General features: G+C 67.6%; 25 protein-coding genes. 8 read left to right on the plus strand and 17 right to left on the minus strand.

The genetic code is table 11. From position 1 onward, the window contains the following. Nucleotides 1-15 precede the first annotated feature (15 nt). From C1927_RS11480 to C1927_RS11505, 6 genes are all read right to left on the minus strand, one after another. Nucleotides 16-705, minus strand: a complete 690-nt coding sequence (locus C1927_RS11480; RefSeq protein ID WP_079221970.1) for a glycosyltransferase — start codon at nt 703-705, stop codon at nt 16-18. Continuing rightward, nucleotides 702-1289: an SAM-dependent methyltransferase gene (locus C1927_RS11485; RefSeq protein WP_079221971.1), complete on the minus strand. Its 588-nt coding sequence runs from the start codon at nt 1287-1289 to the stop codon at nt 702-704. The genes C1927_RS11480 and C1927_RS11485 overlap by 4 nt, the downstream gene beginning before the upstream one ends. After that, on the minus strand, nt 1286-2038 hold the full coding sequence (locus C1927_RS11490; RefSeq protein ID WP_079225231.1) for a PIG-L family deacetylase: 753 nt from the start codon (nt 2036-2038) through the stop codon (nt 1286-1288). Before C1927_RS11490 ends, C1927_RS11485 begins: the two co-directional genes overlap by 4 nt. Further along, a complete protein-coding gene (locus C1927_RS11495; RefSeq protein WP_079221972.1) occupies nt 2026-2964 on the minus strand; it encodes an acyl-CoA/acyl-ACP dehydrogenase in 939 nt (312 codons plus the stop codon). Before C1927_RS11495 ends, C1927_RS11490 begins: the two co-directional genes overlap by 13 nt. Nucleotides 2965-3099: 135 nt before the next feature. Then, the gene (gene xth / locus C1927_RS11500) at nt 3100-3891 is read right to left on the minus strand and encodes an exodeoxyribonuclease III (protein ID WP_079225232.1); all 792 of its coding nucleotides are present in this window, start codon (nt 3889-3891) and stop codon (nt 3100-3102) included. Between the two features lie 93 nt (nt 3892-3984). Continuing rightward, nucleotides 3985-4881: an SDR family oxidoreductase gene (locus tag C1927_RS11505; RefSeq protein ID WP_108746747.1), complete on the minus strand. Its 897-nt coding sequence runs from the start codon at nt 4879-4881 to the stop codon at nt 3985-3987. Between the two features lie 102 nt (nt 4882-4983). Between C1927_RS11505 and C1927_RS11510 the strand changes: the two genes are divergently transcribed. Continuing rightward, entirely contained in the window at nt 4984-5826 is an 843-nt protein-coding gene (locus C1927_RS11510) for a helix-turn-helix transcriptional regulator (protein ID WP_108746748.1), read from the plus strand. A 39-nt stretch (nt 5827-5865) separates the two neighbouring features. Beyond that, nucleotides 5866-6561 (plus strand): HAD family phosphatase, encoded by a 696-nt coding sequence (locus C1927_RS11515; protein WP_108746749.1) that lies wholly within the window; start codon nt 5866-5868, stop codon nt 6559-6561. Nucleotides 6562-6633: 72 nt separating this feature from the next. On the opposite strand, the gene C1927_RS11520 is transcribed toward C1927_RS11515, so the two are convergent. Next, complete coding sequence (locus tag C1927_RS11520; RefSeq protein ID WP_254051464.1) at nt 6634-8868, minus strand: TonB-dependent siderophore receptor; 2235 nt, start codon at nt 8866-8868, stop codon at nt 6634-6636. A gap of 226 nt (nt 8869-9094) precedes the next feature. Here C1927_RS11520 and C1927_RS11525 point away from each other — a divergent pair, with 226 nt between their 5' ends. Continuing rightward, nucleotides 9095-9373: a hypothetical protein gene (locus C1927_RS11525; RefSeq protein WP_079221976.1), complete on the plus strand. Its 279-nt coding sequence runs from the start codon at nt 9095-9097 to the stop codon at nt 9371-9373. 81 nt (nt 9374-9454) lie between these two features. Here C1927_RS11525 and C1927_RS11530 read toward each other — a convergent pair whose 3' ends face one another. From C1927_RS11530 to C1927_RS11565, 8 genes are read right to left on the minus strand one after another with little or no spacing between them, the layout of a single operon-like run. After that, nucleotides 9455-9880, minus strand: a complete 426-nt coding sequence (locus C1927_RS11530; protein ID WP_079221977.1) for a VOC family protein — start codon at nt 9878-9880, stop codon at nt 9455-9457. Then, complete coding sequence (locus tag C1927_RS11535; protein ID WP_079221978.1) at nt 9877-10353, minus strand: AraC family transcriptional regulator; 477 nt, start codon at nt 10351-10353, stop codon at nt 9877-9879. Before C1927_RS11535 ends, C1927_RS11530 begins: the two co-directional genes overlap by 4 nt. 22 nt (nt 10354-10375) lie before the next feature. Then, nucleotides 10376-12307 (minus strand): response regulator, encoded by a 1932-nt coding sequence (locus tag C1927_RS11540; RefSeq protein WP_079221979.1) that lies wholly within the window; start codon nt 12305-12307, stop codon nt 10376-10378. Continuing rightward, entirely contained in the window at nt 12294-13163 is an 870-nt protein-coding gene (locus C1927_RS11545; protein ID WP_079221980.1) for an ATP-binding protein, read from the minus strand. Before C1927_RS11545 ends, C1927_RS11540 begins: the two co-directional genes overlap by 14 nt. Beyond that, nucleotides 13163-14176 (minus strand): ATP-binding protein, encoded by a 1014-nt coding sequence (locus C1927_RS11550; protein WP_079221981.1) that lies wholly within the window; start codon nt 14174-14176, stop codon nt 13163-13165. The genes C1927_RS11545 and C1927_RS11550 overlap by 1 nt, the downstream gene beginning before the upstream one ends. Next, nucleotides 14167-14568: an anti-sigma regulatory factor gene (locus tag C1927_RS11555; protein WP_079221982.1), complete on the minus strand. Its 402-nt coding sequence runs from the start codon at nt 14566-14568 to the stop codon at nt 14167-14169. The genes C1927_RS11550 and C1927_RS11555 overlap by 10 nt, the downstream gene beginning before the upstream one ends. Continuing rightward, the gene (locus C1927_RS11560) at nt 14565-14927 is read right to left on the minus strand and encodes an STAS domain-containing protein (RefSeq protein ID WP_079221983.1); all 363 of its coding nucleotides are present in this window, start codon (nt 14925-14927) and stop codon (nt 14565-14567) included. The genes C1927_RS11555 and C1927_RS11560 overlap by 4 nt, the downstream gene beginning before the upstream one ends. Further along, entirely contained in the window at nt 14927-15787 is an 861-nt protein-coding gene (locus C1927_RS11565; RefSeq protein ID WP_079221984.1) for an STAS domain-containing protein, read from the minus strand. Before C1927_RS11565 ends, C1927_RS11560 begins: the two co-directional genes overlap by 1 nt. A 226-nt stretch (nt 15788-16013) precedes the next feature. Between C1927_RS11565 and C1927_RS11570 the strand changes: the two genes are divergently transcribed. After that, nucleotides 16014-18200, plus strand: a complete 2187-nt coding sequence (locus C1927_RS11570) for a hypothetical protein (RefSeq protein ID WP_079221985.1) — start codon at nt 16014-16016, stop codon at nt 18198-18200. Nucleotides 18201-18277: 77 nt separating this feature from the next. Next, nucleotides 18278-18763 carry a TspO/MBR family protein gene (locus C1927_RS11575; protein ID WP_079221986.1) on the plus strand — a complete coding sequence of 162 codons (486 nt, stop codon included), beginning with the start codon at nt 18278-18280 and terminating at the stop codon, nt 18761-18763. A gap of 9 nt (nt 18764-18772) precedes the next feature. Here the strand turns inward: C1927_RS11575 and C1927_RS11580 are convergent, their stop codons facing one another. Beyond that, a complete protein-coding gene (locus tag C1927_RS11580) occupies nt 18773-19072 on the minus strand; it encodes a hypothetical protein (RefSeq protein ID WP_079221987.1) in 300 nt (99 codons plus the stop codon). 276 nt (nt 19073-19348) lie between these two features. Between C1927_RS11580 and C1927_RS11585 the strand changes: the two genes are divergently transcribed. Genes C1927_RS11585 through C1927_RS11595 form a run of 3 tightly spaced genes read left to right on the plus strand, consistent with a single transcriptional unit; the run spans nt 19349 to nt 24448 of the window. Further along, entirely contained in the window at nt 19349-21586 is a 2238-nt protein-coding gene (locus tag C1927_RS11585; protein ID WP_108747833.1) for an ATP-binding protein, read from the plus strand. Beyond that, a complete protein-coding gene (locus C1927_RS11590) occupies nt 21583-22050 on the plus strand; it encodes a response regulator (protein ID WP_079221989.1) in 468 nt (155 codons plus the stop codon). Before C1927_RS11585 ends, C1927_RS11590 begins: the two co-directional genes overlap by 4 nt. After that, nucleotides 22043-24448, plus strand: a complete 2406-nt coding sequence (locus C1927_RS11595) for a hybrid sensor histidine kinase/response regulator (protein WP_108746750.1) — start codon at nt 22043-22045, stop codon at nt 24446-24448. Before C1927_RS11590 ends, C1927_RS11595 begins: the two co-directional genes overlap by 8 nt. On the opposite strand, the gene C1927_RS11600 is transcribed toward C1927_RS11595, so the two are convergent. Continuing rightward, the gene (locus C1927_RS11600) at nt 24414-25100 is read right to left on the minus strand and encodes an NAD(P)H-binding protein (protein WP_108746751.1); all 687 of its coding nucleotides are present in this window, start codon (nt 25098-25100) and stop codon (nt 24414-24416) included. The genes C1927_RS11595 and C1927_RS11600 overlap by 35 nt on opposite strands. Between the last annotated feature and the right edge of the window lie 19 nt (nt 25101-25119).

Genomic DNA, 25119 nt, shown 5'->3' on the forward strand with positions numbered 1-25119 from the left:
ACGGTGATCCGCTCCTCAGTACGCAAGAGCGAACTCTGGATGCGGAGAGGCTTGCAGCGCAGCCAGGCGGGCCAGATGGTCGGCAAAGCCGCCCGTCGCACGACCTGACAATCGGCTGCTCGTCGTCACGACGGGAGCAGCGGCCCAGCGGACCGACGCACCTGCGTCTTCCAATCGCTGAACCAGATCCACATCCTCCGAACATCGCTTCGCAGCGAATCCGCCCGCACGCTGGTAGGCAGCCGCCGAGACGCCCATGTTGGCCCCGTGCACGCGACCATGCCCCTCACCCCAGCGCTCGCTGCGCTGGAAGCAGCTGCGCAGCCAAGCCTGCTGCGGCGCCAGTTCCCCAAGATCGACGACGCCACAGAACACATCGGTCCCTGCGCCACGCTGGGCAACCAGCCAGTCGGCCGGGACCTCGCTGTCCGCGTCGGTGCTGGCAAGCCACGTAGCGCCACGTTCAACCAGCACGCCCGCAGCAGCCGCGCGCGCAGCGCCGACGCAGCGTGCCTGCAGGCTGAGGATTTCCGCGGCCATCCCTGCACAGACCTCAGCGCTGCCATCCGTGCAGGCATCCAGGGCAACGATTATCTGCACCGGCTCGCCAGCCAACCCGGGATGCGCTGCGGCAATGGCCAGCGAGCGCAGGCACGCCGGAAGGTGCTCGGCTTCGTTGTGTGCCGGCACCAGCACGCCGATCATCTCAGCCCCTCGTTGCTGGCCAGCGAGAGCGGCGCCCGGGTCCAGCCCTGCAGGATGAAATCGCTGTCGCGATAGCAGAACGCCTCCTGCAGGCCATGCCCCAATCGCTCATGCACCAGCGCGCTGCGGGTGGCCCGGCCCGGGAACGACGGCAGCCAATGGCAGGCTACCAGCAGGCCGTCGTCCTTCATCGCGGCGTGCAGCCCATCGCGCAGTTCCACCAGCGCATCTGGGCCGAGGTAGTAGCCCATCTCGCCGCAGACGATCAGATCGAAGCGACCAGCGGGCCATTGCTGCGGATGCTGCGCACAGTGCACCTGCACATGCGGCAGATGGGCCAACCCGCGACGCGCCTGGAAGGCGGCGCGCGGACTGATGTCGGTGGCCAGCAGGCGCTCACAGCGGCCGGCCAGGCGCTCGGTGAGCACCCCGTTGGAGCAGCCCAGCTCCCAGCCGCGCTGGAAACCGGGTCGTGTCAGGCTGGCCATCAGCAGGTCGCGCTTGCGCTCTTCGTACCAGCGGGTGCGGTAGCCGAAGGGATCTTCATTGGCGTGGATTTCGTCAAAGTAAGGCTGGGCGCTCATGCAAAGTAGACCTCGTGGGTACGGTAGAAGCGGGTGAGCACGTGGGCCGGAAGGATGGGCTCGGCCTGCAGCCGGGGCACATTGCCGGTCTGGGTGCGGAACTGGGCGATGGCCTCACGCTTGCGCGCGGCGACAGCGGAAATATCGAGCAGGCGTGGCGCTTCCCAGGCCATGTGGGCGCAACCTGGGTCCAGCCAGTGCCAGCCCCACACCGGATACTCCAGGCGCTGGCATCCGGCCGAACGCGCGGCACGCCAGGCAGCACGGCCCGCTGCTTCATGGTCGGGGTGTCCATCGAAGCGCCACGGTGCCAGCACCAGGTCGTCCTCGCGCAGCGTCTGCCACAACCAATCTTCCAGGCCCGTTTCGTGATTGCTGACCCCGCCGTCGGCAATGCCAAGGTGGACGATGGACGCAGCATCGATGGCCAGCTCGCCAAGGGCGTCGCGCAGTTCCTCGCGGCGTGCCTGGCGCAGGCGCTGCGGTGTCCACCAGGCTTCGCCCGGATAGCAGGCCTCGCCGTCGGTCACCGCCACCACCTGCACCGGCACGCCAATGGCTGCCGCCGCACACAGCAATCCGCCACAGGCCAATACCTCGTCATCCGGATGCGGCGCGACCACCACGATGCGCCCTGCCCCGGCAACGAGTTCGGCCAAAGGCGTCTCGGGCTGCTGCCAGAGCCAATCGCAGTGCTCCCATGCGCGTTCGTCAGAGCCCTGCCCGTGGATGGTGGCTACAGCGCCCATGGCATCACCTGCCGGGCGCACTGTCCGCCCAGCCATTCCCAATCCTTGTCGGCATGGCTCTGCCGCATGAACACGGTCAGATCGGCCCAGCGGCGCGCATGGGCATCTTCCATGCACATCGGCGCCGGGCCAAGCGCGCGGCCGGCCAGGTCCAGTACCTGCGTGGCGGCGCGTTCGACCACGCTGCGCACGCGCACGACCTGCACCCGGTGGGTAAGCTGTGGCGCTGCATCGATGGCATGGGCCAGTTCGCGCAGCAGTGCCGCTGCCGGGGCCAGCGCGAGGTCAGCCTTGCCCAGCAGGCGTGCACGCAGGCCCTCACTGCAGGCGTGCTGCATGCGCTCGGCCAGCGCGGTCGCCGCACCGAACCAGACCGCGGCGATGCCGGCACCACCGTGCCAGAAGCCGGGACGTTCCAGGTAACCGTTGACGGGCCCGACCGCTTCGGCCTCAGCGTCGTCGAAGCGCACCGTGGTGGAGGGCACGCCGGCCATGCCGGCGGCCGGCCACGGCTCGCTCTCCATGCAGTGCCACTGCGACGCGTCCACCTTGTACAACTGGACGCCCGACTCACCGCGCACGGTCACCAACGCGGTGTCGGCCAGATTGCTTCCAGAACACCAGGGCTTGTCACCGCGCAGGCGTCCCGTGTGCTCGGCCCGCAGCGTACTGGCGGGGCCTTCAGCCGCCCACACCGCCAGCAGTTGCTCTGCTGGGACGGGCACGCGTAGTTCATGCAGGATCGCCACTGCATCGTGATGCGCCTCAAGCACCTTGGCCAGACACAGGTCTTCATGGCCCAGGGCAGCCAGCGCCCGCCAGCGCTCCAGTGTGTGGCCCTGGCCCGGAAGTGGAAGACCAGGCACCTGCAGCAGGCGTTGCCGGGCGAGGTTGGACAATGGGGGAGGCAGCACCGGAGCAAGCATTTCGTGTCAATCGCAAGGGATAGAACTGCAACGTAGGCGCTGCCCGATCACATTGCTGTCTTGCCGGCGTGTCCAATGGATGAATGCTTTGGCAGTGCATCCTCACGACCAGCGCCTACAGCCACGATGAAGGATTCAGATGCTGACGGTGAGCCACGTCGGCGCGTGATCGCTGGCTTTCTCCTGCAGCCGCACCCAGCGGTCGACGCCTGCGTCCTGCAGGCGCGGCGCCAATGCGGGGTTGAGCAGCAGGTGATCGATGCGCAGGCCGCGGTCGCGCTCGGCGTGCTGGCGGAAGTAATCCCAGAAGGTGTAGATGACCGTTTCCCCGTGTATTTCGCGCAGCGCATCGCGCCAGCCCTGCGCGAGCAGCTGCTCGAATGCCTCGCGGACGTCGGGCTGGAACAGCGCGTCACGCTTCCAGGCCTTGGGGTCATACACGTCCAGGTCGGTGGGGATGACATTGAAGTCGCCCATCAGCACCGCCGGGTGGGGCAGATCGACCAGCGAGCGGGCATGGCGCAGCAGCCGCTGCATCCAGCGCAGCTTGTAATCGAACTTCGGGCCAGGCTGCGGATTGCCGTTGGGCAGATACAGCGCGCCAACGACGATGCCATGCACGGCCGCTTCCAGATAGCGGCTCTGGCTGTCCTTGGGATCCCCCGGCAGCCGGCGACGGCTTTCGATCGGCACCGCATCCCGCGCCAGCAGCGCAACGCCGTTCCAGCGCGCCTCGCCGCACCAGATCGCGCCATAGCCCGCCTGCTCCAGCTCGGCTGCCGGGAAGGCAGCATCGGTGGCTTTCAGCTCCTGCAGGGCCACCACATCGGGCGCTTCGCGGTCCAGCCATGCCAGCAGATGCGGCAGGCGCGGGCCGATGCCGTTGACGTTGAAGGTGGCGATGCGCAGCGTTTTCCGGCGTGGCATGAAGGGTGACCCCGGCAACCCCGTGCGGGGATCGATGGCCTGCAGTATCCGCGCCTGCGGATGCAAGCGCGGTGCAGGGCCATTCATCCGTAGTCAGCGCCCCTCGCGATACTCCATGTCCTGCAGATCCTGCAGCAGCGTCGGGCCGACCGGCTGCCAACCAAGGCGCTGCCGGGTCAGTGCACTCGATGCCGGCAGGTCCATGCCGGCGAACAGGCCGAACCAGCCGAACATCGCGGCCGCGTCTTCCGCAGCAATGCTGCGCACCGGCACGCCCAGCCCCGCACCCACCACCTCGGCGATGCGGCGGGCACTGATGCCCTCCTCGGCCACGGCGTGGTAGCGCTCACCGGCGTGGCCGCGCTCCAGGGCCAGGACGTAGGCACGGGCCACATCATCCACATGGGCCGCAGACCACCGGTTGCCGCCCTCGCCCACGTAAGCGGCCACCGCCTGCTTCCGCGCGATGTCGATGAAGTAGCTGATCAGGCCCTGGCGGAAGGTATCGTGCACCTGCGGCAGGCGCATCACCCGCACGTCGATGCCCGCGTCGAGCAGCGCGTTGCCCGCGCGTTCGGAGGCGATGCGCGGGTTGCCATGGCCAGGATTGAACACGGTTTCCAGCGCCGGCTGGCCGGGCGCGGCCTCCCCCATGCCGACGCCGGAGGTGATCAGCAGCGGGCGCGGCGAGCCCTTCAGTACCTCGCCCAGTGCGCCGATCACGGCCGCGTCCTGCTCGCAGTTGGCGGCGAAGCGGCTGAAATCGTGGTCGAACGCGGTGTGGATCACCGCATCGGCTGCCGCCGCGCCTGCGCGCAGGCTGGCCAGGTCGCCCAGCTCGCCGCGCTGCACGTGGGCGCCTGCGGCACGCAGGGCCTCGGCGCCCGCGTCCGAGCGGGTCAGGCCGATGACCTCATGGCCTGCCGCCTGCAACTGCTCGCATACGCGGCGGCCAATGAAGCCGGTGGCGCCGGTCAGGAATACACGCATGGGATGCTGCTCCGCTGGAAAGTGGGACCAGTATCCGGCTCCGCGCATCCTGTTAAAGTAGTGACGTTATACGGGTATAGCGACTGACAGGCAGGGAACGGCATGAACCAGCACTCGCTCGGAGAATTCCTCAAGAGCCGCCGCGCACGGCTGGATCCGGCCAGTTTCGGTTTCGCCACCGGCCGCCGACGCACGCCAGGCCTGCGTCGCGAGGAGGTGGCGCAACGGGCCAGCATCAGCCCGACCTGGTACACCTGGCTGGAACAGGGCCGCGGTGGCGCACCCTCGGCCGAGGTGCTGGACCGCATCGCGTCCGCCCTGCGCCTGACCGATGCAGAACGCGAGCACGTGTACATGCTGGGGCTGGGCCGCCCGCCGGAAGTGAAATACCGCAGCGGTGACAGCATCTCGCCGCGCCTGCAGCGGGTGCTCGATGCCCTGCCCTACAGCCCGGCGCTGATCCGCACCCCGACCTGGGATGTGGTCGCCTGGAACCACGCCGCCACGGTACTGCTGACCGACTACGCGCAGGTGCCGCCCAGCGAGCGCAACATCCTGCGCTTCATCTTCAGCAACAGCCGGGTACGCGCGGCGCAGGAAGACTGGAGCAGCGTTGCACGCTTCGTGGTGGCATCGCTGCGGGCCGACGCGATCCGCGCCGGTGCCGAGGCGGAGGTGGCGCAGCTGGCGGCCGAGCTTTCGGCCAGCAGCCCCGAGTTCGCGGCGCTCTGGCGCAGCAACGATGTGGCCAGCGAAGGCGATGGCAGCAAGCGGCTCAAGCACCCGGAGCTGGGCCCGCTGGAGCTGGAATTCTCGACGTTCTCGGTGGAGGCACGCCCGGACCTGTCGATGATCGTCTACACCGCCGGCAACGCGGCCACGCTGCAGCGGATCGCGGCGTTCATCGAGGCGCAGCGCACCCCGCCGCCGCCTGTGGGAAAATGACGGGCAGCTTCCCCCGTTGGTTGTTGCAAGGAGTTCCTGATGTCCCCCTTCCCCTTCGATGCCGTGCTGTTCGACTGCGATGGCGTCCTCGTCGATTCCGAGCCGCTGGTGGCCCGCGTGCTTTCGGAAATGCTGACCGAGCGCGGCTGGCCGCTGACCCAGCAGCAGGCCGGCGAGATCTTCCTCGGCAAATCCGTGGCGGGCCTGGCTGGCCTGATCGAGGAACGCACCGGCAAGCCCTTCACCGAGGCGTGGCTGGATGAATTCCGCCACCAGCGCAACGTGGCGCTGGAGCGCGACCTGGTTGAAATACCCGGCGCACCGTCCGCCGTGCGTGCGCTGCAGGCGGCCACCGGCGGCAGGATCGCCTGCGCCTCGGGCGCCGATCTGCTGAAGGTGCGCCTGCAGCTGGGCAAGATCGGCATCCTCGATGCCTTCGGCGGGCAGATCTTCAGTGGCCAGGACCAGCCGCGGACCAAGCCGCACCCCGATGTGTACCTTGCCGCCGCCGCGTCGCTGGGCGTCGATCCGACCCGCTGCGCGGTCATCGAAGACACCGTGACCGGCGCCACCGCGGGCGTTGCTGCCGGCGCCACGGTCTTCGGTTACAGCCCGGGCGGCCAGTACCACAGCACGCCCGAAGCCCTGCGTGCAGCCGGTGTCCACGTGATCTTCGAGTCGATGCACGCGCTGCCGGCCGTGCTGGCCGCGTACGCCGCCAACGCAGCCGCGTGATCGGCGCTGCCGCCGCCCCTTCCGGGTGCGGCGGCAGCCTTGCATCACCAGGTGCGCATCACCAGGTGCGCGTCACCAGGAAAATCGCGCCGTCGCCGTCACCGTGCGGCCGGTGCCGTAGTAGCACGACGACACGCCGGTGCAGGTCGACACGAAACGCTTGTCGGCCAGGTTGCTCAGGTTCAACGACAGCAGCGTGCCCACTGCGCCATGCAGGCCGGCGTCATAGCGGATGGCCGCATCCCACAGGGTGTAGGACGGAATGCGGTACAGGCTGGCGCTGTCGCCATAGCTCGTGCCGTTGTAGCGCACACCCGCCGCCAGGCTCAGGCCTTCCAGGGCACCTGCCTGGAAGGTGTAATCCCCCCACAGCGAGGCGGTCCAGTCGGGCACCATCGCCAGTTCCTTGCCGCGGTAGCCGTTGTTGCTGCGGGTGACTTCCGACTCCATCCACGACGCAGCGCCGATCACGCTGAAGCCCTGCAGCGGGGTGACACGGCCCTCCAGTTCGACACCGCGCACGCGGCCTTCGCCATCCTGCACCTGGCACTGGCTGGTGCCCGTGGTGCCGCAGGTGTTGTGGCTGCTGTCCGGATCATCGGTCAGCACGTTCTGCTGGCGCAGGTCGTAGGCCGACACGGTGATCAGGCCGTCGAAGCTGGCGGGCTGGTACTTCAGGCCCACTTCCCACTGCTTGCCGGTGATGGGATCGAACGCCGTGCGCTCAAAGGACTGCGTGGCCGTGCTGCCGGCCGGCTGGAACGATTCGGCATAGCTCAGGTACGAGGTCAGGCCGTTGTCGGCCACGTACAGGATGCCGGCGTTGCCGCTGAAGGCATCGTTCTTGATGTGGCTCGGTGCGCGTGCGCCGAAGCGATCGCTGGCCACGGTGTAGGCCTGGGTCCAGGTGTCATCCTTGGTCCAGTCGTAACGGCCGCCGACGGTGAAGCGCCACTTGTCCAGCGCGATCTGGTCCTGCAGGTAGGCACCGGTCTGGCGGTTGATGCCACCGGAGTAGCTGATCGAGGTGGTGGCCGGGATGTAGCCGCTGTAGACCGGGTTGAAGATGTCGATGGCGGTGGGCGTATCGGTGGCCGTGCCCATCGCGCCGCGCGCGGCGGTCCAGTCGGCCTTCTGCCAGTCCACGCCCACCAGCAGGGTGTGTTCGGCCGCGCCGGTGCTGAACTTGCCGGTCAGGCGGGTATCGGCGGTATCGCCGCGCGAATCGCCTTCGCCCCAGGTGGAACGACGCTTCTGCGTACGGCCATCGGCGTTCAGCGCGCCATTGGTCACCACGCTGCGGAAGCTCGATTCCACGTTCAACCGGCGCGCGCTCTGGCTGAGCGTCCAATGGTCGTTGAAGGCGTGTTCGAACAACCAGCCGCCGGACCAGATGGTCCGGTCATAGGTGTTCCAGGTCGGCTCACCGATGAAGGTGCTGTTCTTCATGTGGCCGTGGGGCGTGGCCACCAGGGTGCCCGCCATTGGCAGGAACTGGTAGGTCGAGCCGCCATCATCGCGCTGGTAAAGGCCCAGCACGGTCAGGCGGGTGCGTTCGGCCATCTGCCAGGTATAGCTGGGGGCGAGGAACCAGTGCTCCTGCTCGGTGTGCTTGATCTGCGTGTCACCGTCGCGGTACAGGCCAACCAGGCGGCCGAGATGGCGCCTGTCATCGCTGCCGGCGCCTACGTCGAAGGCGGTGCTGTACTGGCCGTTGCCATCCACGCCCAGCTGCAGCACCTGCTGCTGGTCCGGGGTGGGTGTCTTGCTCACCTGGTTGACCATGCCGCCCGGTGCCACCTGGCCGTACATCACGGCCGAAGGGCCCTTGAGGACTTCCACGCGGTCCAGGTTCCAGCTGTCGACCATGGTCCGGTTCCACTGCCCACCCTGCGGGGCGCGCATGCCATCGACGGTGACGTTGTTGCTCCAGCTGCCGGCATCGAAGCCGCGGATGCGGAAATCATCCACGCGGTTGTCGATGCCGGTGCTTTCCAGCGAGACACCGGCCACGTAGCGCATCGCCTCATTGAGGTTCTGCACGCCGCGTGCGTCCAGCTCCTCACGGGCGATGACCGAGACGGACTTGGCCATCTCCGCCACCGGGGTATCGGTCTTGGTTGCACCCGAGGTGTGGGTGATCGTGCGGTAGGCGTTGACGTGCACTGCATCCAGATCGGTGGGCGTGGCACCGTCCGGCATCGCCGACTGGGCCTGTGCGGCAATCGGAAGCGCCAGCAGCGTGGCAACGGACACGGACAGCAGCGAGCGCATCGGCTCGCGGGCAAAAGAACGGGTATGGGACATGGGGGACCTGCTGATAGGAGGCGCGCCTGGGGCGGCGGCAGCGGCGCTGGTTAAGGGCGCGTTAAATCATATCAGATGCGAATGGTTCCCACTAGCATCGGCGCGACAATCGGTCGCAGCGCCGCTGCTTCGATGGCCGAGCACGGTGCCTTAACCGGCGTTGCCTATGCTGTCTGCGCGTCGCACGCCTGCGGCGCGCCCGCAATGGAACGCACGAGGAGATTGCATGACCCGTCTGCACAGCCTGATCGTCACCGCCAGCCTGCTGGCCCTCAGCCCGCTGGCCCTGGCCGAAACGGTGAACCTGACCAACAGCGCCGACGGCGCCAACCGCGATGCCGGCATCACCGCAGTGAAGAAGAAACTCAGCGACGCCTGCACCGACCGCAAGGGAACGCCAAAATCGGACTCGTTCGAGGTGGTCTTCGAGAAGACCAGCGAAAACCCGAACGTGCCGAAGCCCTATTACGTGGACGGCAAGATGCAGTGCGAGCTGCCAGGCTGAGACGCCTGCCGGATTCGCAGATCACTGCACCCGGGGTGGCCGCAGCCACCCCATCCACGCAGACGCTGTGCGCACGCCATCTCAGTGCGCCACCCGCTCCTTCGCTGGTCGCTCGATCATTTTCCAGCCATTGCCGGATGGATCACGGAATCCAGCGTCGACCGCGCCGTAGCGCTCGACCGGCTCCTGGGTGAATTCAACGCCTTTGGCCAGCAGCTGCGCATGGCTGGCGCGGCAATCCTCGACAGCCAGCACCAGGGGCGGCATCGCGCCCTTGGCGACCAATTGCTGCAATGCCTGTGCGGTCGCCGTGTCGTGCACCGGCGGCCCTGGCTTGAACAACCCGAGCTGGAAGCCCTCATCACCTGCAGCCTGCACGGTAAGCCAACGATACTCACCGCTGCCGACATCGGTATGCACCCTGAAGCCCAGGATCCTGACGTAGAAATCGAGTGCTTCGTCCTGGTCACGCACATAAAGGCCCACCACGTTCACGGTACCGGTCATAACCCCTCCTCTGTAGTGGGGCTCACGCTATCAAGCGCGGCGCGGCGTCGCTTCTCCAAAACTGCGGTCTTCAGGTCGGGGCGCTGCGCGGCACGCGCATGGCATTCCGGCATCGGCGCACGGGCATCCAGCTTGCTGCGCTCGCGCTCGCGGACCGCCCGTGGGCTGTCGCCGGCAATGTCGCGAAAGATGCGCCCGAACGTGCCGAGGCTGACCCAGCCGGTCAGTGCAGCGATCTCGGTGACAGGAAGATCGGTCTCCCGCAACAGGGCGACCGCGCGCTCGATGCGGCGGCTGAGCAGGTAGCGGTGAGGAGGTACGCCGAAGGCCTGCTTGAACGCGCGTGCAAAGTGGGCCGGCGAAACCGCGCTGACTTCCGCGAGGCGCAGCACCGGCCAGTCTTCGTGGCTGGCCCGGTCGATCTGGTCCATGGCACGCAGCAGGCGACGCAGCAGTTCAGGGCTCTGGGACATGCGTCAAGCGTAGCCCATACGGCTACAGCGCCGCGCGCACGGCGGCCATCAGTTCCAGCAGGCTGAACGGCTTGGGCAGCAGGCTCATGCCGGTCCCGAGGAAGGTCTCGCGCACCGCGGCGCGCTCCGTATAGCCGGTGATGAACAGCACCGGCAGTACCGGATTGATCTCGCGCGCGGCATCGGCCAGTTCGCGCCCGTCCATGCCCGGCAGGCCGACGTCGGACAGCAGCAGGTCGAATGCGGGGTCATGCCTCAGCTGGCGCAGCGCCTGGCGGGCATCCGCCGCCAGCGTGACCTGGTAGCCGGCCTCGGACAGCATCTCGCCGACCATCATCCGGACCGAATCGGTGTCATCCACCAGCAGGATGCGCTCGGACTGGCCACGTGGGGGGGCGGCCTGGTCGATGCTGGCATCGGTCTGGACCGGTTCACCGGCAGGCAGCAGCAATTCAATCTCAGTCCCCTCGCCCGGCTCGCTGGCGATGCGCGCCACCCCGCCTGACTGCCGCGCGAAACCATAGGTCATCGACAGGCCCAGCCCGGTGCCCTCGCCCTGCGGCTTGGTGGTAAAGAAGGGTTCAAAGACCTTGTCCAGCAGGTCCAGCGGGATGCCCGGCCCGTTGTCGATCACCTTGAGGCTGACATAGCGGCCCGGCGTCAACTTGTTCTCCCGCTGGACCTCGCAGGCTTCGGCGCGCAGTCGGATCAGGCCGCGGCCCGCAAGTGCGTCGCGGGCATTGATGACCAGGTTCAACACCACGTTCTCGAACTGGTTGACGTCGGCGATGGCCACCAGCGGTTCCTCGCCCAGCTCGAACTCCAGCTCGATGTTCTCGCCGATCGAGCGGCGCAGCAGGTCTTCCAGCGAGCGCGTGCGTGCGACCAGGTCGAAGGGACGCGAATCCAGCGGCTGCTTGCGCGCGAACGCCAGCATGCGCTGGGTCAGGGCGGCGGCGCGCTGGGCCGATGCGGCGGCAATGCTGCTGTACTGGGGCACCTTTTCCAGCCGGGAAGAGGCAACGGCCAGCTCGATCATGTCCAGGCCGGAGATGATGGTGGTCAGCAGGTTGTTGAAATCATGGGCGATGCCGCCGGTCAACTGGCCCAGCGAATCCATCTTCTGTGCCTGCAGCAGCTCGCCTTCGGTACGGGTGCGCTCGGCGATCTGGTGGGCCAGCTCGCTGGTGGCTGTTTCCAGTTCGGCGCGCTGTGCGCGGGCGCGCACGTGATGCTCGGTCACATCTTCCACCACTACCAGCCCATGGCCGGTGCGGCGGTCCGGCGTCAGCCGCCATTGCGTGGTGCGCAGGCCCTGCCGGCCCGCGATGACCAGCACGCCCTGCCAGCGCTCCTGCCGGGCCAGTGCGTCCTGCAGGTCCAGCACAAACTCCTTGTTGCTGCCCATCATGGCAAACAGGGAGCCATTGGCATCGGCGTCGCTGAGCAGGCGCGCGAACGCGGGATTGCTCTCGTGGACCTGCAGCTGCTCATCGAGCACGGCAATGGGCGCGTTGACCTGGCTGAAGATCTCCTGGAACCGCGCGTCTGCGTCACGCAATGCTTCTTCGGCCCGGCGCGCGCGCAGCAGGCTGCGCAGGGTCGCCAGCAGGACATCCGGGTCCACCGGGTGGATCAGGTATCCATCGGCGCCGTTGTCCAGGCCGGTGATCATGTCGCCGGTAGCAATGGAGGCGGCCGAAACGTGCACTACCGGCAGCAGCTGGGTGCGCGCCTGCGAACGCAGCTGGCGCACCACGTCGAAGCCGCTCATGTCCGGCAGGTTGACGTCCAGCACCACCGCGCCGAACTCCGAGCCGGCCAGCCGGTCAAGCCCCTCCTGCCCGGTGGCGGCTTCACTTACGCTGTAGCAATGGTGCTCCAGCACGCGCCGCACGGAATACCGCGTGGCCGCGTTGTCGTCCACCACCAGTATGCGATCAAAGTGGGGCATTGGCGGCCTCCGTCGCCTCGTCCAGTGCTACCGGCAGGATGACATGGAAGGCGGAGCCGCTGCCGGGCAGGCTTTCCACCGCAACGCGGCCACCAAGCAGTTCGGCAAAGCGCTTGCACAGCGACAGGCCCAGGCCGGTGCCGCGCAGGCGCTTCTGCAGCGGCGAATCCACCTGCACGAAGTCTTCGAACAGCGCTGGCAGCAGCTCCTGCGCGATGCCGATGCCGGTGTCGCGCACGGTGAAGCGGACCTCGACCTCGCTTTCCATCCTCGCCGACACCACCACCTGCCCCTCCGGGGTGAACTTGATGGCGTTGGAAATATAGTTGCGCAGGATCTGTGCCAGCTTCTTGTCGTCGGTGTAGAGCATCGGCAGCGGCGGCGGATCCTCGAACACCAGCTCGATGCGCTGGTTGCTCTCCACCAGCGGCCTGAACATGCCGCGCAGGGCGGCGAACAGGTCCATCAGGTCGAACCAGCCCGGCGAGATCGTGATGCGGCCCGCCTCGATCTTGGCCAGGTCCAGCAGGTCGTCCACCATCTCGCGCAGCTCCGAAGCCGAGGCGCTGACGAAGCGCACCTGGCGCAGCTGTTCATCGTTGAGCGGCCCGTCGAAGCCGTCCTCAAGCAACCGGGTCATGCTGAGGATGGAGCCCAGCGGCGTGCGGAACTCATGGCTCATGTAGGACAGGAACCGGCTCTTGAGATCGGACACCTCGCGCAGCTGCACCGCCTGCTGGTCCAGCTCGGCATACAGCGCCAGCACGCCCTGGTTGGTTTCTTCCAGCTCCGCCCGCAACGCGGCATTCTCGGCCGCCAGGCGCGCGTTTTCTTCCTGCATTTGCTCCTGCCCCATCACCACGCTCCCATGCGCAGGGCAACGATGCTGGCATCGTCACGCCCACGGTCGAAATCACGCTGCAGCACGGCCACCACCAGGGCCGGGTGGCGATGCACCAGGCCCGGATAGTCCTGCAACCGCCAGCGTCCCTGCAGCCCATCGCTGTGCATCAGCAGCAGGGTGCCGTGCGCGGCGTGAACGTTGAATGCCTGTGCCTTGCGGTACTGCACGCCGACGATGCCGGGCATCGAGGCCAGGCCGCGGTAGGTCGCGGCGTCGGCAATGCCGGCATTGATGTTGCCGATCCCGGAAAACTGCAGCTCACCCCCGGCCAGCGGCAGGGTCGCCACGGCGACGGCGCCGCCGCGGGTGCCCGACATGGCCCGGTGCAGCGCTTCAATCAGCGGATTCGGTGACTCCACGCCCGCCTCCGCGGCCGCGCGCGTGCCGGCCTGCGCCGCATCGGTCGCAGGCAGGCCGTGGCCCAGGCCATCGATCACGGTCAGCGTTGCCTGCCCTTCGCGCACCGACAGGTGCCAGGCATCGCCGCAGGCTTCTTCACCCCGCATGGCAAGGCGCAGGGCGCCATAGGCGAGGTCAACGCGTGGACCGGCACGATCAGGATAGATGCGGGCGACGACGATCGTGCCACGCGCATCCGACCAGCTGTCGAGCAGCGCCGCCTGGCGCTTGACCGCCCCCAAGCCCAGGCCCTGGCTGCCGCCGGTGGAATAGCCTTCCACCAGCGCCTGCGAAAGCACGAAGCCGGGACCAGCGTCCACGGTGTACAGCTCGATACCACGGGCGTCGCGCCCCTGCACGACCGAAAGATGGACCTTGCCGCCACCGCCATGGCGCAGCAGATTGCTGGCAAGCTCGCTGGCCGCCAGTGCAACCCGGCCGCTGTCCGTTTCATCGAAACCGATCCGCGCCGCCAGGGCCAGCGCCTCACGGCGCACCTGTCCGACCTGGGTCGATTCCTCCACGGCCACGACGCGGGTGACGTGGCCGGAGAAACTCACGTCCATTTGGTGATGGTGATGCGCGTGCCCTGGCCCGGTGCACTGTCCAGCTCAAAGACATCCACCAGCCGCCGGGAGCCGGACAGGCCCAGGCCCATGCCCTTGCCCGACGACCAGCCATCGGTCAACGCCTGCTCGATGTTGGCAATGCCGGGGCCCTGGTCGGAGAACACCAGGCGCACGCCACGGCGCAGCCCTTCATCCAGCAGTTCCCAGTCCATCTGCCCGCCACCGCCGTAGATGACGGTGTTGCGCGCCAGCTCACTGGCTGCGGTCACCAGCTTGGTCTGGTCGACCAGGCGCAGCCCGCAGGCCACCGCGGCCTGGCGCACGGCCTGGCGGGCCAGCACGACGTCCTGCTCCACCCGCACCGGTAACGTCCCCTGGCGTGCGGTCATGGCGCTTCATCACTCTGGCGCAGCAGCTTCATGCCGCGCTCCACGTTCAATGCCGTGCGTACGCCGCTCAGGTCCAGCCCCAGCTCGACCAGGGTGATGGCTACGGCCGGCTGCATGCCCACCACGACGGTGGTCGCATCCATCACCCGCGACAGCGCGGAAATAGTGGCGATCATGCGGCCGATGAAGGAATCGACGATGTCCAGCGAGGAGATGTCGATCAGCACGCCGCGCGCGGACGTGCGGCGGATGCGCTCGCTGAGGTCGTCCTGCAGGTTCAGGGCCAGCTGGTCGTGCATGTCCACCTGGATGGTGACCAGCAGCAGGTCGCCCATCTGCAGGATCGGGATGCGGTCCATCAGCGGTTGGCCTGGCTGACGGTCACGCCGTTCCGCTTCAGCGCCAGGGCCAGTGCGTCGGCCAGGTTGGCCTTGGTGACGATGCCCTGCAGGTCCAGGCCCAGGTGCACGATGGTCTGCGCGATCTGCGGACGCACGCCGCTGATGATGGCGTCGGCACCCATCAGGCGGATGGCGGTGACGGTCTTCAGCAGGTGCTGGGCAACCAGCGTATCCACGGTGGGCACGCCGGTGATGTCGATGATGGCGATTTCCGAGCCGGTATCGACGATCCGCTGCAGCAGCGATTCCATCACCACCTGGGTCCGCTGCGAATCCAGCGTGCCGATCATCGGCAACGCCAGCACGCCATCCCAGAGCTTCACCACCGGGGTGGAGAGTTCCAGCATTTCTTCCTGCTGGCGCTGGATGACATCCTCGCGGGTGCGCTGGAACGCCTTCACGGTGTGCAGGCCCAGCACGTCCAGCAGTTCGGAGATCGACCACAGCTGCTCGCCGAGCGACTGCGGGTCACCGCTGTGGTGCTGCTGCAGCAGCTGGAACAGCGGCCGCTTCAGCGAGAAGATGAAGGTGGCCGTCTCCGACGAGCTGAAACCCTTGATCGCGCGGTCGCGCGAGAGATCTTCGAGGAAATGGCGGATGCCCTGCCATTCGCCGCCATGCAGGTTGGCTGCATCGACCGCCGACAGGGCGGGCAGCAGCAGTTGCCAGAATTCGTTGACCTGGATGTCCAGGTCGCGCGCGCCGATGCGGCTGTCGTCGTTCTGCCCGGCGGCGTTGAGGTTGTCCCGCCACTGCGCGATCAGGGTCGACTGATGCTCGCGGATGAGATCGATGGTGCGCTGCTGCAATGCCGCCATGGGTACGGTCCAGGTAGTTGGAAACGCCGGGGACCGACCCTGAAGGACGAGCCCCCACTCGTCAGGAAGCGTATTAAGCACTGTGAAGACGTTTTCGGCATGTGAAATTCAGATCACACGCCCCGTCACGGGTCACAGAGCGCCAGCGCTTGCCTCCACAGGCATTCACATCGCCACGCAGTCATCTTCGCGATAGTGGCGCACGCCCACCCGTCCCTGAGCCCGGATGCCCGCATTTCCAGTACGTTTCAAACAATGGCCGCGCCCCTGGCGGGTGCTGGCATGGAGCATTGCCGGGGTCTACGCCGCCTACCTGCTGGCGGGCAACCTGTTCCTCAACACGCCCCTGTTCGACCGGGTCACCAACCACAAGCCGCAGAAGTTCGTGATGCGCACCGGCCCGGCAATCACCCTGCTGCCGGGCCATGTCATTGCCTGGAACGTGCACATGCGCGGGCACGTGAACCATACGGTGTATGTCCTGCATGCCGAGCGTGCCAGCGCCCGGCTGGCACTGTGGCCGCTGTTCCGGCGCGAAGTGCGCGTGCCGCGCCTGCAGGCCACGGGGGTGTCGGCCGAGGTCACCCGCGTCGAGGACGTGGTGCCACCGCCGCCCCGCGGGAACCAGGGGTGGACCCTGCGCTTCGACGCCATCCATACCGATTCCATCCAGCACGCCCGCTTCGGCAAGCTGCTCATCATCGGCAAGGGCAGCGGCACCGTGGGGTTCCGCAAGCAGCTGCGCGGCGGCCCCTCGGAACTGTATGACTCCCAGGTCTCCTTCGCCGATGCCAGCGCCAGCTATGACGGCGTGCAGCTGCTGGACGCGATGAAGGTGGAGGCCCGCTTCGGCTACCCCTGGCACTACCGCGACCAGGCACCGGGCATCGCCAAGTTCGAGATCATCCACGGCGCGTTGAAGGTGGATGCGCGGAGCCATGGCATCCGCGTGGACACCGATGCACGGACGCTGGCGGTCTCCAGTTCACCCAGCACCGGGCAGCTGCAGGCAGACATCACGCTCAGTGGCGGCACCCTGCAGCCGGGCAGCCGCGCCGTGTGGCGCGTGCCGCTGCAGGCCGGTGCGGGCGCGCCCGATCGCGGCACGCTGGCCCTGCAGATGGACGCCGCACAGGACATCCGCCTGCAGGCACGCCTGCCGGCACGCGAGGATACGGGTGCCTCGCTGGATGCCGACCTGCGCATCGGCGGACGCGAGATTCCCTTCCGCGAGCCCGCCCAGCTCATCGAACGCACCTCCGGCCGCGTGCAGGGCGAATGGACGTTCACCTCGCTCAACTGGATACCCGCGCTGTTCCTGCGCAAACCATGGCTGCAGCTCGATGGCGGCGGCACCGTGCGTGCCGACCTGCAGCTGCAGCAGGGCGAGCTTGCCGCTGGCAGTACGGTGGACATTCCCGAGGCCGCGGCGTCGGCCGAGGTGGCGGGCGTACGCATGGCCGGTACGGCTAGCGCGCACGGTGAACTGAAGCCCGGCACGCCCACCCGCGCGGTGCTGGATGTACGCGTGCCGCGTTTCAATGCCCGCGCCGGTGGTGACAAGGGGGACACCCTGTTCGACGGCCGCGACCTGGCCCTGCAGCTCAGTGGTGATGGCCGGCTGCGCGAGTTCCGCAAGGACATGCGCGCGCGGCTGCGCTTCAACAACGCCACCATTCCCGACCTGACCGCCTACAACCGCTATCTGGGCAAGGAGCAGGTAAGGCTGCTGGGTGGCACTGGCACGCTCACCGGCGATGTGGAGCTGGATACCGATGGCCGCGTCGGCCACGGCACGGCCACGTTGCTGGGCAGCGGGGCACGGATGCGGGTGGCCGGGCTGGACCTGCTGGGCAATGCCCAGGTGGACGCAACCCTGCGGCGCGGCGACTTCAAGCAGCGCTACTTCGACCTGTCCGGCACCTCGGTGCAGCTGCGCAACGTGCAGGTCGGCCAGCAGGACCGCAAGGCCCCGTGGGAGGGCCGCGTGCAGTTCAAGCAGGGCCGCATCGATGCCCAGGCGCCGTTCCGGGTCGATGCCAACGCCGATCTGACGATGAGTGATGCCGGCCCCTTGCTGGCGGTGTTCGCCGAGCGCGGCGATTATCCGCGCTGGGTGCTGTCGCTGTTGGATGCCGGGCAGGTGAATGCCTCGACCCGCCTGCGCTGGCAGGCCGGCCACATTGTGCTGGATGGCCTGCAGGCGGAAAACGAGCGCCTGTCCCTACGTGCGCGCCTGGATCTGCTCGATCAGAACAAGCGAGGTGACCTCTACCTGCGCTGGGGCCTGCTCGGCGCTGGCATTGAACTGGATGGCAAGCAACGCCAGTGGCACCTGGCGGGCGCACGGGAATGGTTTGACGGGCGCCCTGCCCTGCTCCCTGCTGACGCCGGTCCCGGCGCCGCGGACTGACCGTGGCGGCGCCTGCATCCAATACAGCGGCACATGCGTAGACACACAGCACTGCATACCGATCGGAAGGACCAACGATGAATCACAGACGACAGTTGTTCGGCCTGGTGGGCTGGCTGGCCGTGACCCTGGTGGCTGCGGCACTGGGTGCCCGCGCTTCGATCTCGGCCGCCACCTTCTATGGCCAGTTGGCACAGCCCTCGTGGGCGCCACCTGCCAGCGTGTTCGGGCCGGTCTGGACACTCTTATATGTACTGATGGCGATCAGTGCGTGGCTGGTCTGGCGCCACGGCGGCTGGCGCGCCAACCGGACCGCGCTTGGGCTCTATGTCGCGCAACTGGTCGCCAACGTGCTGTGGAGCTGGCTGTTCTTCGGCTGGAAGCTCGGTGCGGCAGCGTTCGCCGACATCCTGCTGTTGCTGGTGCTGATCGTGGCGACCATGCTGGCGTTTGCACGCCGTCGTGCGTTGGCAGCCTGGCTGCTGCTGCCCTACCTGGCCTGGGTCGGCTTTGCCACCGCACTCAACCATGCGGTCTGGCAGCTCAATCCAGCGCAGCTGTAACCGCGCGGATCAGGCCGCGGGTGCGGCCGCTGCCCGCCACTGCCGCAGCGCGGCACCGCTGAAGGCCTGCTGGCCACAGCCAGCGGGGCACCGCACAACGCGGGCGGACGACGTACTGACCAGGCCGGCGCCCTCTTCTGCCTTGAACACCGTCTCGCAGGCGGTGCAGCGCGCCACCAGAGCGTAAAGGTGGACGATGCGACCACTGCAGGGATCCTGCAGGGCGTTGACATCGAGCAACTCAAAGTGGCCGCTGTCCGGCATGGGTCGACGGGGGAAGGAGAACGGAACGGAAGGCTGCAGGTCCACGCGGCGTCGCCAGGAGAGGGATGCAGTGCAATCTAGGCAAGTACGCGTGCAGCACTTGTGCAGCCCTGATGCAGGTTCCGCGAAATCCCTCCCGCCGATGTAGCGCTTGATCCTGAATTGTTCAGTGCGTTGCGCGTTCGTCTTCACATGAAAGAGTTGTATGCGAATCACGGTTTTTGCTTCACCATGTGGCGATGGCTTTTTCTTCCGACTCAGACGTGCGTCGTGGCGTGCATTGCGGCGCTGCCAACCTGCCCCGAATTGCGAGCGTTGCTGATGGCCTCTACTGAGACCTCGCAGGACGTCGCGCTGGATCTCTGCGCGCGGGAGCCCATCCACACCCCCGGGGCGATCCAGCCTTACGGCGTGCTGCTGGTGATCGACCCGGCATCCCTGGAGGTGCTTGAGCGCGCAGTGAGCGAACCCGCGCTGCTCGAGCGCTTCGGCGATCCGCTCGGGCAGACGCTCGAGACGGTCCTGGGCGGCGCATTGGCAGACTGCGTCGAGCCGGTCCGCCAGTTGGCGACGGACAGTTCGCTGCATCTGGGTTCCATCGATCTTGCGGAGCATGGCCGCCACCAGGTACTGGCCCACCGCTCGGCGCAGGCCGTGCTGCTGGAACTGGAATCGCCGGTTGCGGGCCAGCCGACCTCGCTTGAAGCGCTGTATCCCGCCATCCGGCAACTGATGGCCGCCATCGAGACGGCCAGCACGGTGGAGGCGCTGTGCCAGATCGCCGCCGAGCACATGCGCGCGATGACCGGCTTCGACCGCACCCTGGTGTACCAGTTCGACAGCGGCTGGAACGGCATCGTCATCGCCGAGGACGGCAACGGTGTTCTGCCCTCCTACCTCGACCTGCGCTTCCCGGAATCGGACATTCCCGCACAGGCGCGCGAGCTCTACCGCCGCAACCGCGTGCGCCTGATCGCCGATGCCAATTACAGCGCAGTGCCGCTGGTACGCGCCGCACGGCATGCCGATGCAGCGCCGACCGACCTGAGCCTGTCGGTGCTGCGCAGCGTTTCGCCGGTGCACCTGCAGTACATGCGCAACATGGGCACCGGCTCATCCATGTCGGTCTCGCTCATCCACGAGGGCCAGCTCTGGGGCCTGGTGTCCTGCCACAGCGCGGACGCCCGCCGCCTGCCCTACCCGGTGCGCACGGCGTGCGAGTTCATGGGCCAGATCGTCTCGCTGCAGATTGCCTTGAAGGAACGGGCACGTGCGGTGGAAGAACGCATCAACCGGCGTTCGGTGCTGGTGCGGCTGCTGGGGCGCATGGCTGGCGACGAGGAGTTCATGGCCGCGCTGCGCCAGGATCCGGCCAGCCTGATGTCACTGACCAACGCGGCCGGCGCGGCGATCGTGCACAAGGGTGATTGCCTGCTGGTGGGCCAGTGCCCCAGCCGCCATGAAGTGCTGGACATCGCCCGCTGGCTGGCGACCGAGCACGCCGGCGATGAAGTCCATGCGACCGACCACCTGGCCAGCGCGTGGGCCGCGGGCGAGGCCCTCACCGACACGGCAAGTGGACTGCTGGCGGTGTCGATCTCGCAGCTGCACGACAGTTTCCTGATGTGGTTCCGCCCCGAAGTGGTGCGCACCGTGCGCTGGGGCGGCGACCCGCGCAAGACCGCGGCACCGGGGACGGTTCTTTCGCCACGACATTCCTTCGAGGCGTGGAAGGAGACCGTGCAGCAGCGCAGCCTGCCCTGGACCGATGCCGACCGCGATGCGGCGCATGAAATGCGCACCGCCATCGTCGACATCGTGCTGCGCAAGGCCGAAGAGATGGCCGAGCTCAACGAGCAGCTCCTGCGCAGCAACAAGGAGCTGGAGGCCTTCTCTTATTCGGTCAGCCATGACCTGCGCGCTCCGTTCCGCCATATCGTGGGCTATTCCGAGCTGCTCGGCAGTTCCGCCGCCGAGCGCCTGAACGCCACCGAGCGCCGCTTCCTGGACACCATCGTCGAATCGGCGAAGTCGGCCGGCACGCTGGTCGATGACCTGCTGAGCTTCTCGCAGATGGGCCGCTCGACGCTGGGGCGCATGCGCCTGGACATGGGCGCCCTGGTCAGCGATGTACGCCGCACCCTGGCCTTCGACCATGCCGGGCGCGAAGTCGAGTGGAAGGTCGGCGCGCTGCCGGTCATCGAGGCCGACCCGACGATGATGCGCCTGGTCTGGCAGAACCTGCTGTCCAATGCGGTCAAGTTCACCCGCGAACGCGAGCACGCCATCATCGAGGTCGGCTGCGAACGCACCAACGAGGAAGACATCTTCTTCGTCCGCGACAATGGCTGCGGTTTCGACATGCGCTACGTCGACAAGCTGTTCGGCGTGTTCCAGCGCCTGCACCACGTCGAGGAATTCGAAGGCACCGGCATCGGCCTGGCCAATGTGCGCCGCATCGTCGGCCGCCATGGCGGCCGCACCTGGGCCGAGGGCGTGCCTGGCAAGGGCGCCACGCTGTATTTCACCCTGCCCCATCAAAACGGAGAACACCCATGAGGGATCTGCGGCCCATCCTTCTGGTTGAAGACAGCCCCAAGGATGCCGAGCTGACGATGGCTGCGCTGGCGCGCTGCCAGCTGCTGAACGACGTCATCCACGTGCGCGACGGCGCTGAAGCGCTGGACTACCTGCGCTGCGAGGGCGCCTATGCTGGCACGCAGCATGGCGGCCCGGTGGTGGTGCTGCTCGACCTGAAACTGCCGAAGATCAATGGCCTGGAAGTCCTGGAGCAGGTGCGCAACGACGCGTCGCTCAGCAGTACGCCGATCGTCATGCTCACCTCGTCCCGCGAGGAGCAGGACCTGGTGCGCAGCTACCAGCTGGGCGTGAATGCCTTCGTGGTCAAGCCGGTGGACTTCAAGGAGTTCTTCGACGCCATCCAGGGCCTGGGCATGTTCTGGGGCATCACCAACCAGCCGCCGCCGCACCCGTCCATCGGAACAGGTCCCCGCGATGCGTGATGCCACGCGCCGCGCGTCGCACCTGCGCATCCTCATGCTGGAGGACAGCGCGCTCGATGCGGAGCTGATCACGGCGCAATTGCAGCGGGCCGGGCTGGATTTCGAGATCGAGCGCCTGTGGACCCGCGATGCCTTCATCGAAGCGATCGAGAGTGATCGTTTCGACGTCATCCTCGCTGACCACGTGCTGCCGGGCTTCGACGGCGACGCCGCGCTCGACCTGGCGCGCGAGCGCGCGCCGCAGATTCCCTTCATCTTCGTCTCCGGCACCCTGACCGAAGAACTGGCCGTGCAGGCGCTCACCCGCGGCGCGCGCGACTACGTGGTCAAGCAGCGCCTGCAGCGGCTGCCCGATGCGATCCGCCGCGCCCGCCAGGAGGCCAGCGAGCGCAGCCAGCTGGCCCATGCCCGGGCCGCGCTGGACGAGAGCCAGGCGCAGCTGCAACAGATCACCGATGCGGTGCCGGCGCTGATCGCCCACCTCGACACCGACCACCGCTATCGCTTTGCCAACAAGGCGTTCCTTGACTGGCACGGCGCCGACCTGCAGGGCATCCTCGGCCGCACTGCTGCCGAGATCGGCGGAGAAGAGGCCTTTGTCAACGCCCTGCCCAGCCTGCAGCGGGTACTGGCCGGCGAGCGGGCCAGCTTCCAGACCACCCTGGTCCATCGCAGCGGCGAGTCACGTTTCGTGCAGATGGACTGCGTGCCCGAGCGTGCGGCCGATGGCAGCGTCACCGGCTATACCTGCCTCGGCAGCGACGTGTCCTCGCTGAAGCGTGCCGAGCTGGCGCTGCGTGAGGACAACGAGTCACTGGAGCGCCAGGTGCAGGCGCGTACCGCCGAACTGCAGGGTAGCAAGCGGCGCCTGCAGGCCATCTTCGAGTCCAGCTTCCAGCATCAGGTCCTGCTCGATACGTCTGGCCGCATTGTCGATGCCAATGTTGCCTCGCTCGCTGCGGTACTGGCCGAAAAGGACGATGTCATCGGCCTGCCCTTCTGGGAGTCGCCGTGGTTTGCCGGCACCCCCGAGCTTGCGCGCATGGTCGAGCAGGCGGTGGGCGATGCCGCGAAGGGGCGCAGCGCCCTGCAGGCGATGGACCTTGAACTGCCGACGGGCCACCGCAGCTTTGATTTCTCCTTCCGCCCGCTGCAGGGCGCCGAGGGTGCGGTGAATGCAGTGGTTTCCGAGGCCGTGGAGACCACGGCCCGCATCCACGCCGAACATGCGCTGCGGCAGGCACAGAAGATCGAGGCGGTGGGCCAGCTCACCGGTGGCATCGCCCATGACTTCAACAACATCCTGACCGTGATCGCCGGCAACGTTGAACACGCGATGCTGCTGAACCAGCGCGACGGCCAGCCCGGCAACATGACTGCGCGTGCGCTGGACAACGCGTTGAAGGGTGTGGGTCGTGCGGCCAGCCTCACCCAGCGCCTGCTGGCCTTCGCCCGCAAGCAGCCGCTGCGCAGCCAGGCCGTCAATCTCAACGATGCCCTGCTGGGCATGCATGACATGCTGCAGCGGGCACTGGGCGAGCTGGTCCAGCTCGACATCCGCACCGCCGAGGGCCTCTGGTGTGTCGAACTGGACCTCAGCCAGCTCGAAGCCTCGGTGCTCAACCTGGCGGTGAACGCGCGCGACGCGATGTCCCACGGTGGGCGCCTGGTGGTGGAAGTGGACAACAGCCACCTCGACCATGACTATGCCTCGCTGTTCCCCGATGCAACGCCCGGCGAGTATGTGATGCTGCGCGTGCGCGACAACGGCCACGGCATGTCGGCCGATACGCTTGCCAAGGTCTTCGAGCCCTTCTTCACCACCAAGCAGGTGGGCCGTGGCACCGGCCTGGGCCTGTCGATGGTGCATGGCTTCGTCAAGCAGTCCGGTGGCCACGTCCTCATCGATTCGGTGGAGGGCGGCGGCACCAGCATCACCATGATGTTCCCGCGCTCGTCGCTGGCGCTGCCCTGTGAAACCGCCGTGGCAGCCACCGGGCTGGCCGGCTACGAACCGCGCGAAGAAACCATCCTGGTCGCCGAAGACAACGACGACGTGCGCGCCTACACCGTCGAGGCGCTGCGCCAGTTGGGCTACCGGGTGCTGGAAGCGCACGACGGTCCGTCCGCGCTGCGCCTGCTGGAACGCCCGGACGCGAAGATCGATCTGCTGTTCTCCGACATCGTGATGCCGGGCATGTCAGGCTGGGAGCTGGGCCGGCAGGTACGCGAACGCTGGCCCAGCGTGGCCGTGCTGTTCACGTCCGGCTACCCGCGTGACCACGATGCGGTAGGCAGCAAGGGCCGCTCGGCGCCCCTGCTGTCAAAGCCATTTACCCGCAGCGATCTGGCGGAGTCGGTGGTCAGCGTGCTGAAGGCCCACGCGCCAGCCGGTTGATCTGCGCGCATTCCACGACCGCCGGCGGTGCCGGCATCCCGGCCAGCGCGATCATTGCCTGGCCGATGGCCCGGTTGCTGGTGGTCAGCGCGGGCAGCAGCCCTTCGGCCACCGCCATCAGCGGGCGGGCCAGCAGATAGAACGGCTTGAGCAGCGCGTGCCGCGTGCCCGTACCGGATACCGGCCGCACGCCCGCCGGTCGCAGCATCACCGTGCGTACCGGAAGTTGCGCCAGCGCCTGCTCGGTCTCGCCCTTCACCCGCAGCGGCATGATGCGGCTGCCCGGGTTGGCATGTGCACCGGATACGTACAGAAAGCATCCTCCAGGGTTCGCCGCCGCCCACGCGTCAGCGACGGCGCGGGTTACCTGCAGCGTCACTTCGCGGTACTCGGCCTCGGGCGTACCCACGGGCGGCGCACCGGCGCAATAGAAGCAGGCATCGAATCCCGCAAGCGCATCGCCCAAGGTGGCGGCTCGCAGGAAGTCCGGCAGCACGATCTCATCGACGTTGCCCGCCACGCTGCCCGACCGCCGCACCAGCGCGGCCACCCGGGCCACATCGGCCGATTGCAGGCACGCCTGCAGCACGCCCTGGCCCACCAGCCCGGTGGCGCCTACCACCAGCACCCGCAGCGCATTGCCGTTGTCCATGGGTCCTCCTCCCAGCGTG

It is taken from the genome of Stenotrophomonas sp. ZAC14D1_NAIMI4_1, assembly GCF_003086775.1.
GTDB lineage: Bacteria > Pseudomonadota > Gammaproteobacteria > Xanthomonadales > Xanthomonadaceae > Stenotrophomonas.

Bases quoted from the DNA above. Each gene is read 5' to 3' on its own strand.
- C1927_RS11540 (WP_079221979.1), bottom strand. From the start codon at position 12,307: ATGCCCCACTTTGATCGCATACTGGTGGTGGACGACAACGCGGCCACG.
- C1927_RS11595 (WP_108746750.1), top strand. From the start codon at position 22,043: ATGCGTGATGCCACGCGCCGCGCGTCGCACCTGCGCATCCTCATGCTG.
- C1927_RS11490 (WP_079225231.1), bottom strand. From the start codon at position 2,038: ATGGGCGCTGTAGCCACCATCCACGGGCAGGGCTCTGACGAACGCGCA.
- C1927_RS11520 (WP_254051464.1), bottom strand. From the start codon at position 8,868: ATGTCCCATACCCGTTCTTTTGCCCGCGAGCCGATGCGCTCGCTGCTG.
- C1927_RS11585 (WP_108747833.1), top strand. From the start codon at position 19,349: ATGGCCTCTACTGAGACCTCGCAGGACGTCGCGCTGGATCTCTGCGCG.
- xth (WP_079225232.1), bottom strand. From the start codon at position 3,891: ATGCCACGCCGGAAAACGCTGCGCATCGCCACCTTCAACGTCAACGGC.
- C1927_RS11545 (WP_079221980.1), bottom strand. From the start codon at position 13,163: ATGGGGCAGGAGCAAATGCAGGAAGAAAACGCGCGCCTGGCGGCCGAG.
- C1927_RS11570 (WP_079221985.1), top strand. From the start codon at position 16,014: ATGCCCGCATTTCCAGTACGTTTCAAACAATGGCCGCGCCCCTGGCGG.
- C1927_RS11560 (WP_079221983.1), bottom strand. From the start codon at position 14,927: ATGGACCGCATCCCGATCCTGCAGATGGGCGACCTGCTGCTGGTCACC.
- C1927_RS11555 (WP_079221982.1), bottom strand. From the start codon at position 14,568: ATGACCGCACGCCAGGGGACGTTACCGGTGCGGGTGGAGCAGGACGTC.
- C1927_RS11565 (WP_079221984.1), bottom strand. From the start codon at position 15,787: ATGGCGGCATTGCAGCAGCGCACCATCGATCTCATCCGCGAGCATCAG.
- C1927_RS11550 (WP_079221981.1), bottom strand. From the start codon at position 14,176: ATGGACGTGAGTTTCTCCGGCCACGTCACCCGCGTCGTGGCCGTGGAG.
- C1927_RS11600 (WP_108746751.1), bottom strand. From the start codon at position 25,100: ATGGACAACGGCAATGCGCTGCGGGTGCTGGTGGTAGGCGCCACCGGG.
- C1927_RS11480 (WP_079221970.1), bottom strand. From the start codon at position 705: ATGATCGGCGTGCTGGTGCCGGCACACAACGAAGCCGAGCACCTTCCG.
- C1927_RS11535 (WP_079221978.1), bottom strand. From the start codon at position 10,353: ATGTCCCAGAGCCCTGAACTGCTGCGTCGCCTGCTGCGTGCCATGGAC.
- C1927_RS11515 (WP_108746749.1), top strand. From the start codon at position 5,866: ATGTCCCCCTTCCCCTTCGATGCCGTGCTGTTCGACTGCGATGGCGTC.
- C1927_RS11505 (WP_108746747.1), bottom strand. From the start codon at position 4,881: ATGCGTGTATTCCTGACCGGCGCCACCGGCTTCATTGGCCGCCGCGTA.
- C1927_RS11575 (WP_079221986.1), top strand. From the start codon at position 18,278: ATGAATCACAGACGACAGTTGTTCGGCCTGGTGGGCTGGCTGGCCGTG.
- C1927_RS11510 (WP_108746748.1), top strand. From the start codon at position 4,984: ATGAACCAGCACTCGCTCGGAGAATTCCTCAAGAGCCGCCGCGCACGG.
- C1927_RS11525 (WP_079221976.1), top strand. From the start codon at position 9,095: ATGACCCGTCTGCACAGCCTGATCGTCACCGCCAGCCTGCTGGCCCTC.
- C1927_RS11495 (WP_079221972.1), bottom strand. From the start codon at position 2,964: ATGCTTGCTCCGGTGCTGCCTCCCCCATTGTCCAACCTCGCCCGGCAA.
- C1927_RS11530 (WP_079221977.1), bottom strand. From the start codon at position 9,880: ATGACCGGTACCGTGAACGTGGTGGGCCTTTATGTGCGTGACCAGGAC.
- C1927_RS11590 (WP_079221989.1), top strand. From the start codon at position 21,583: ATGAGGGATCTGCGGCCCATCCTTCTGGTTGAAGACAGCCCCAAGGAT.
- C1927_RS11485 (WP_079221971.1), bottom strand. From the start codon at position 1,289: ATGAGCGCCCAGCCTTACTTTGACGAAATCCACGCCAATGAAGATCCC.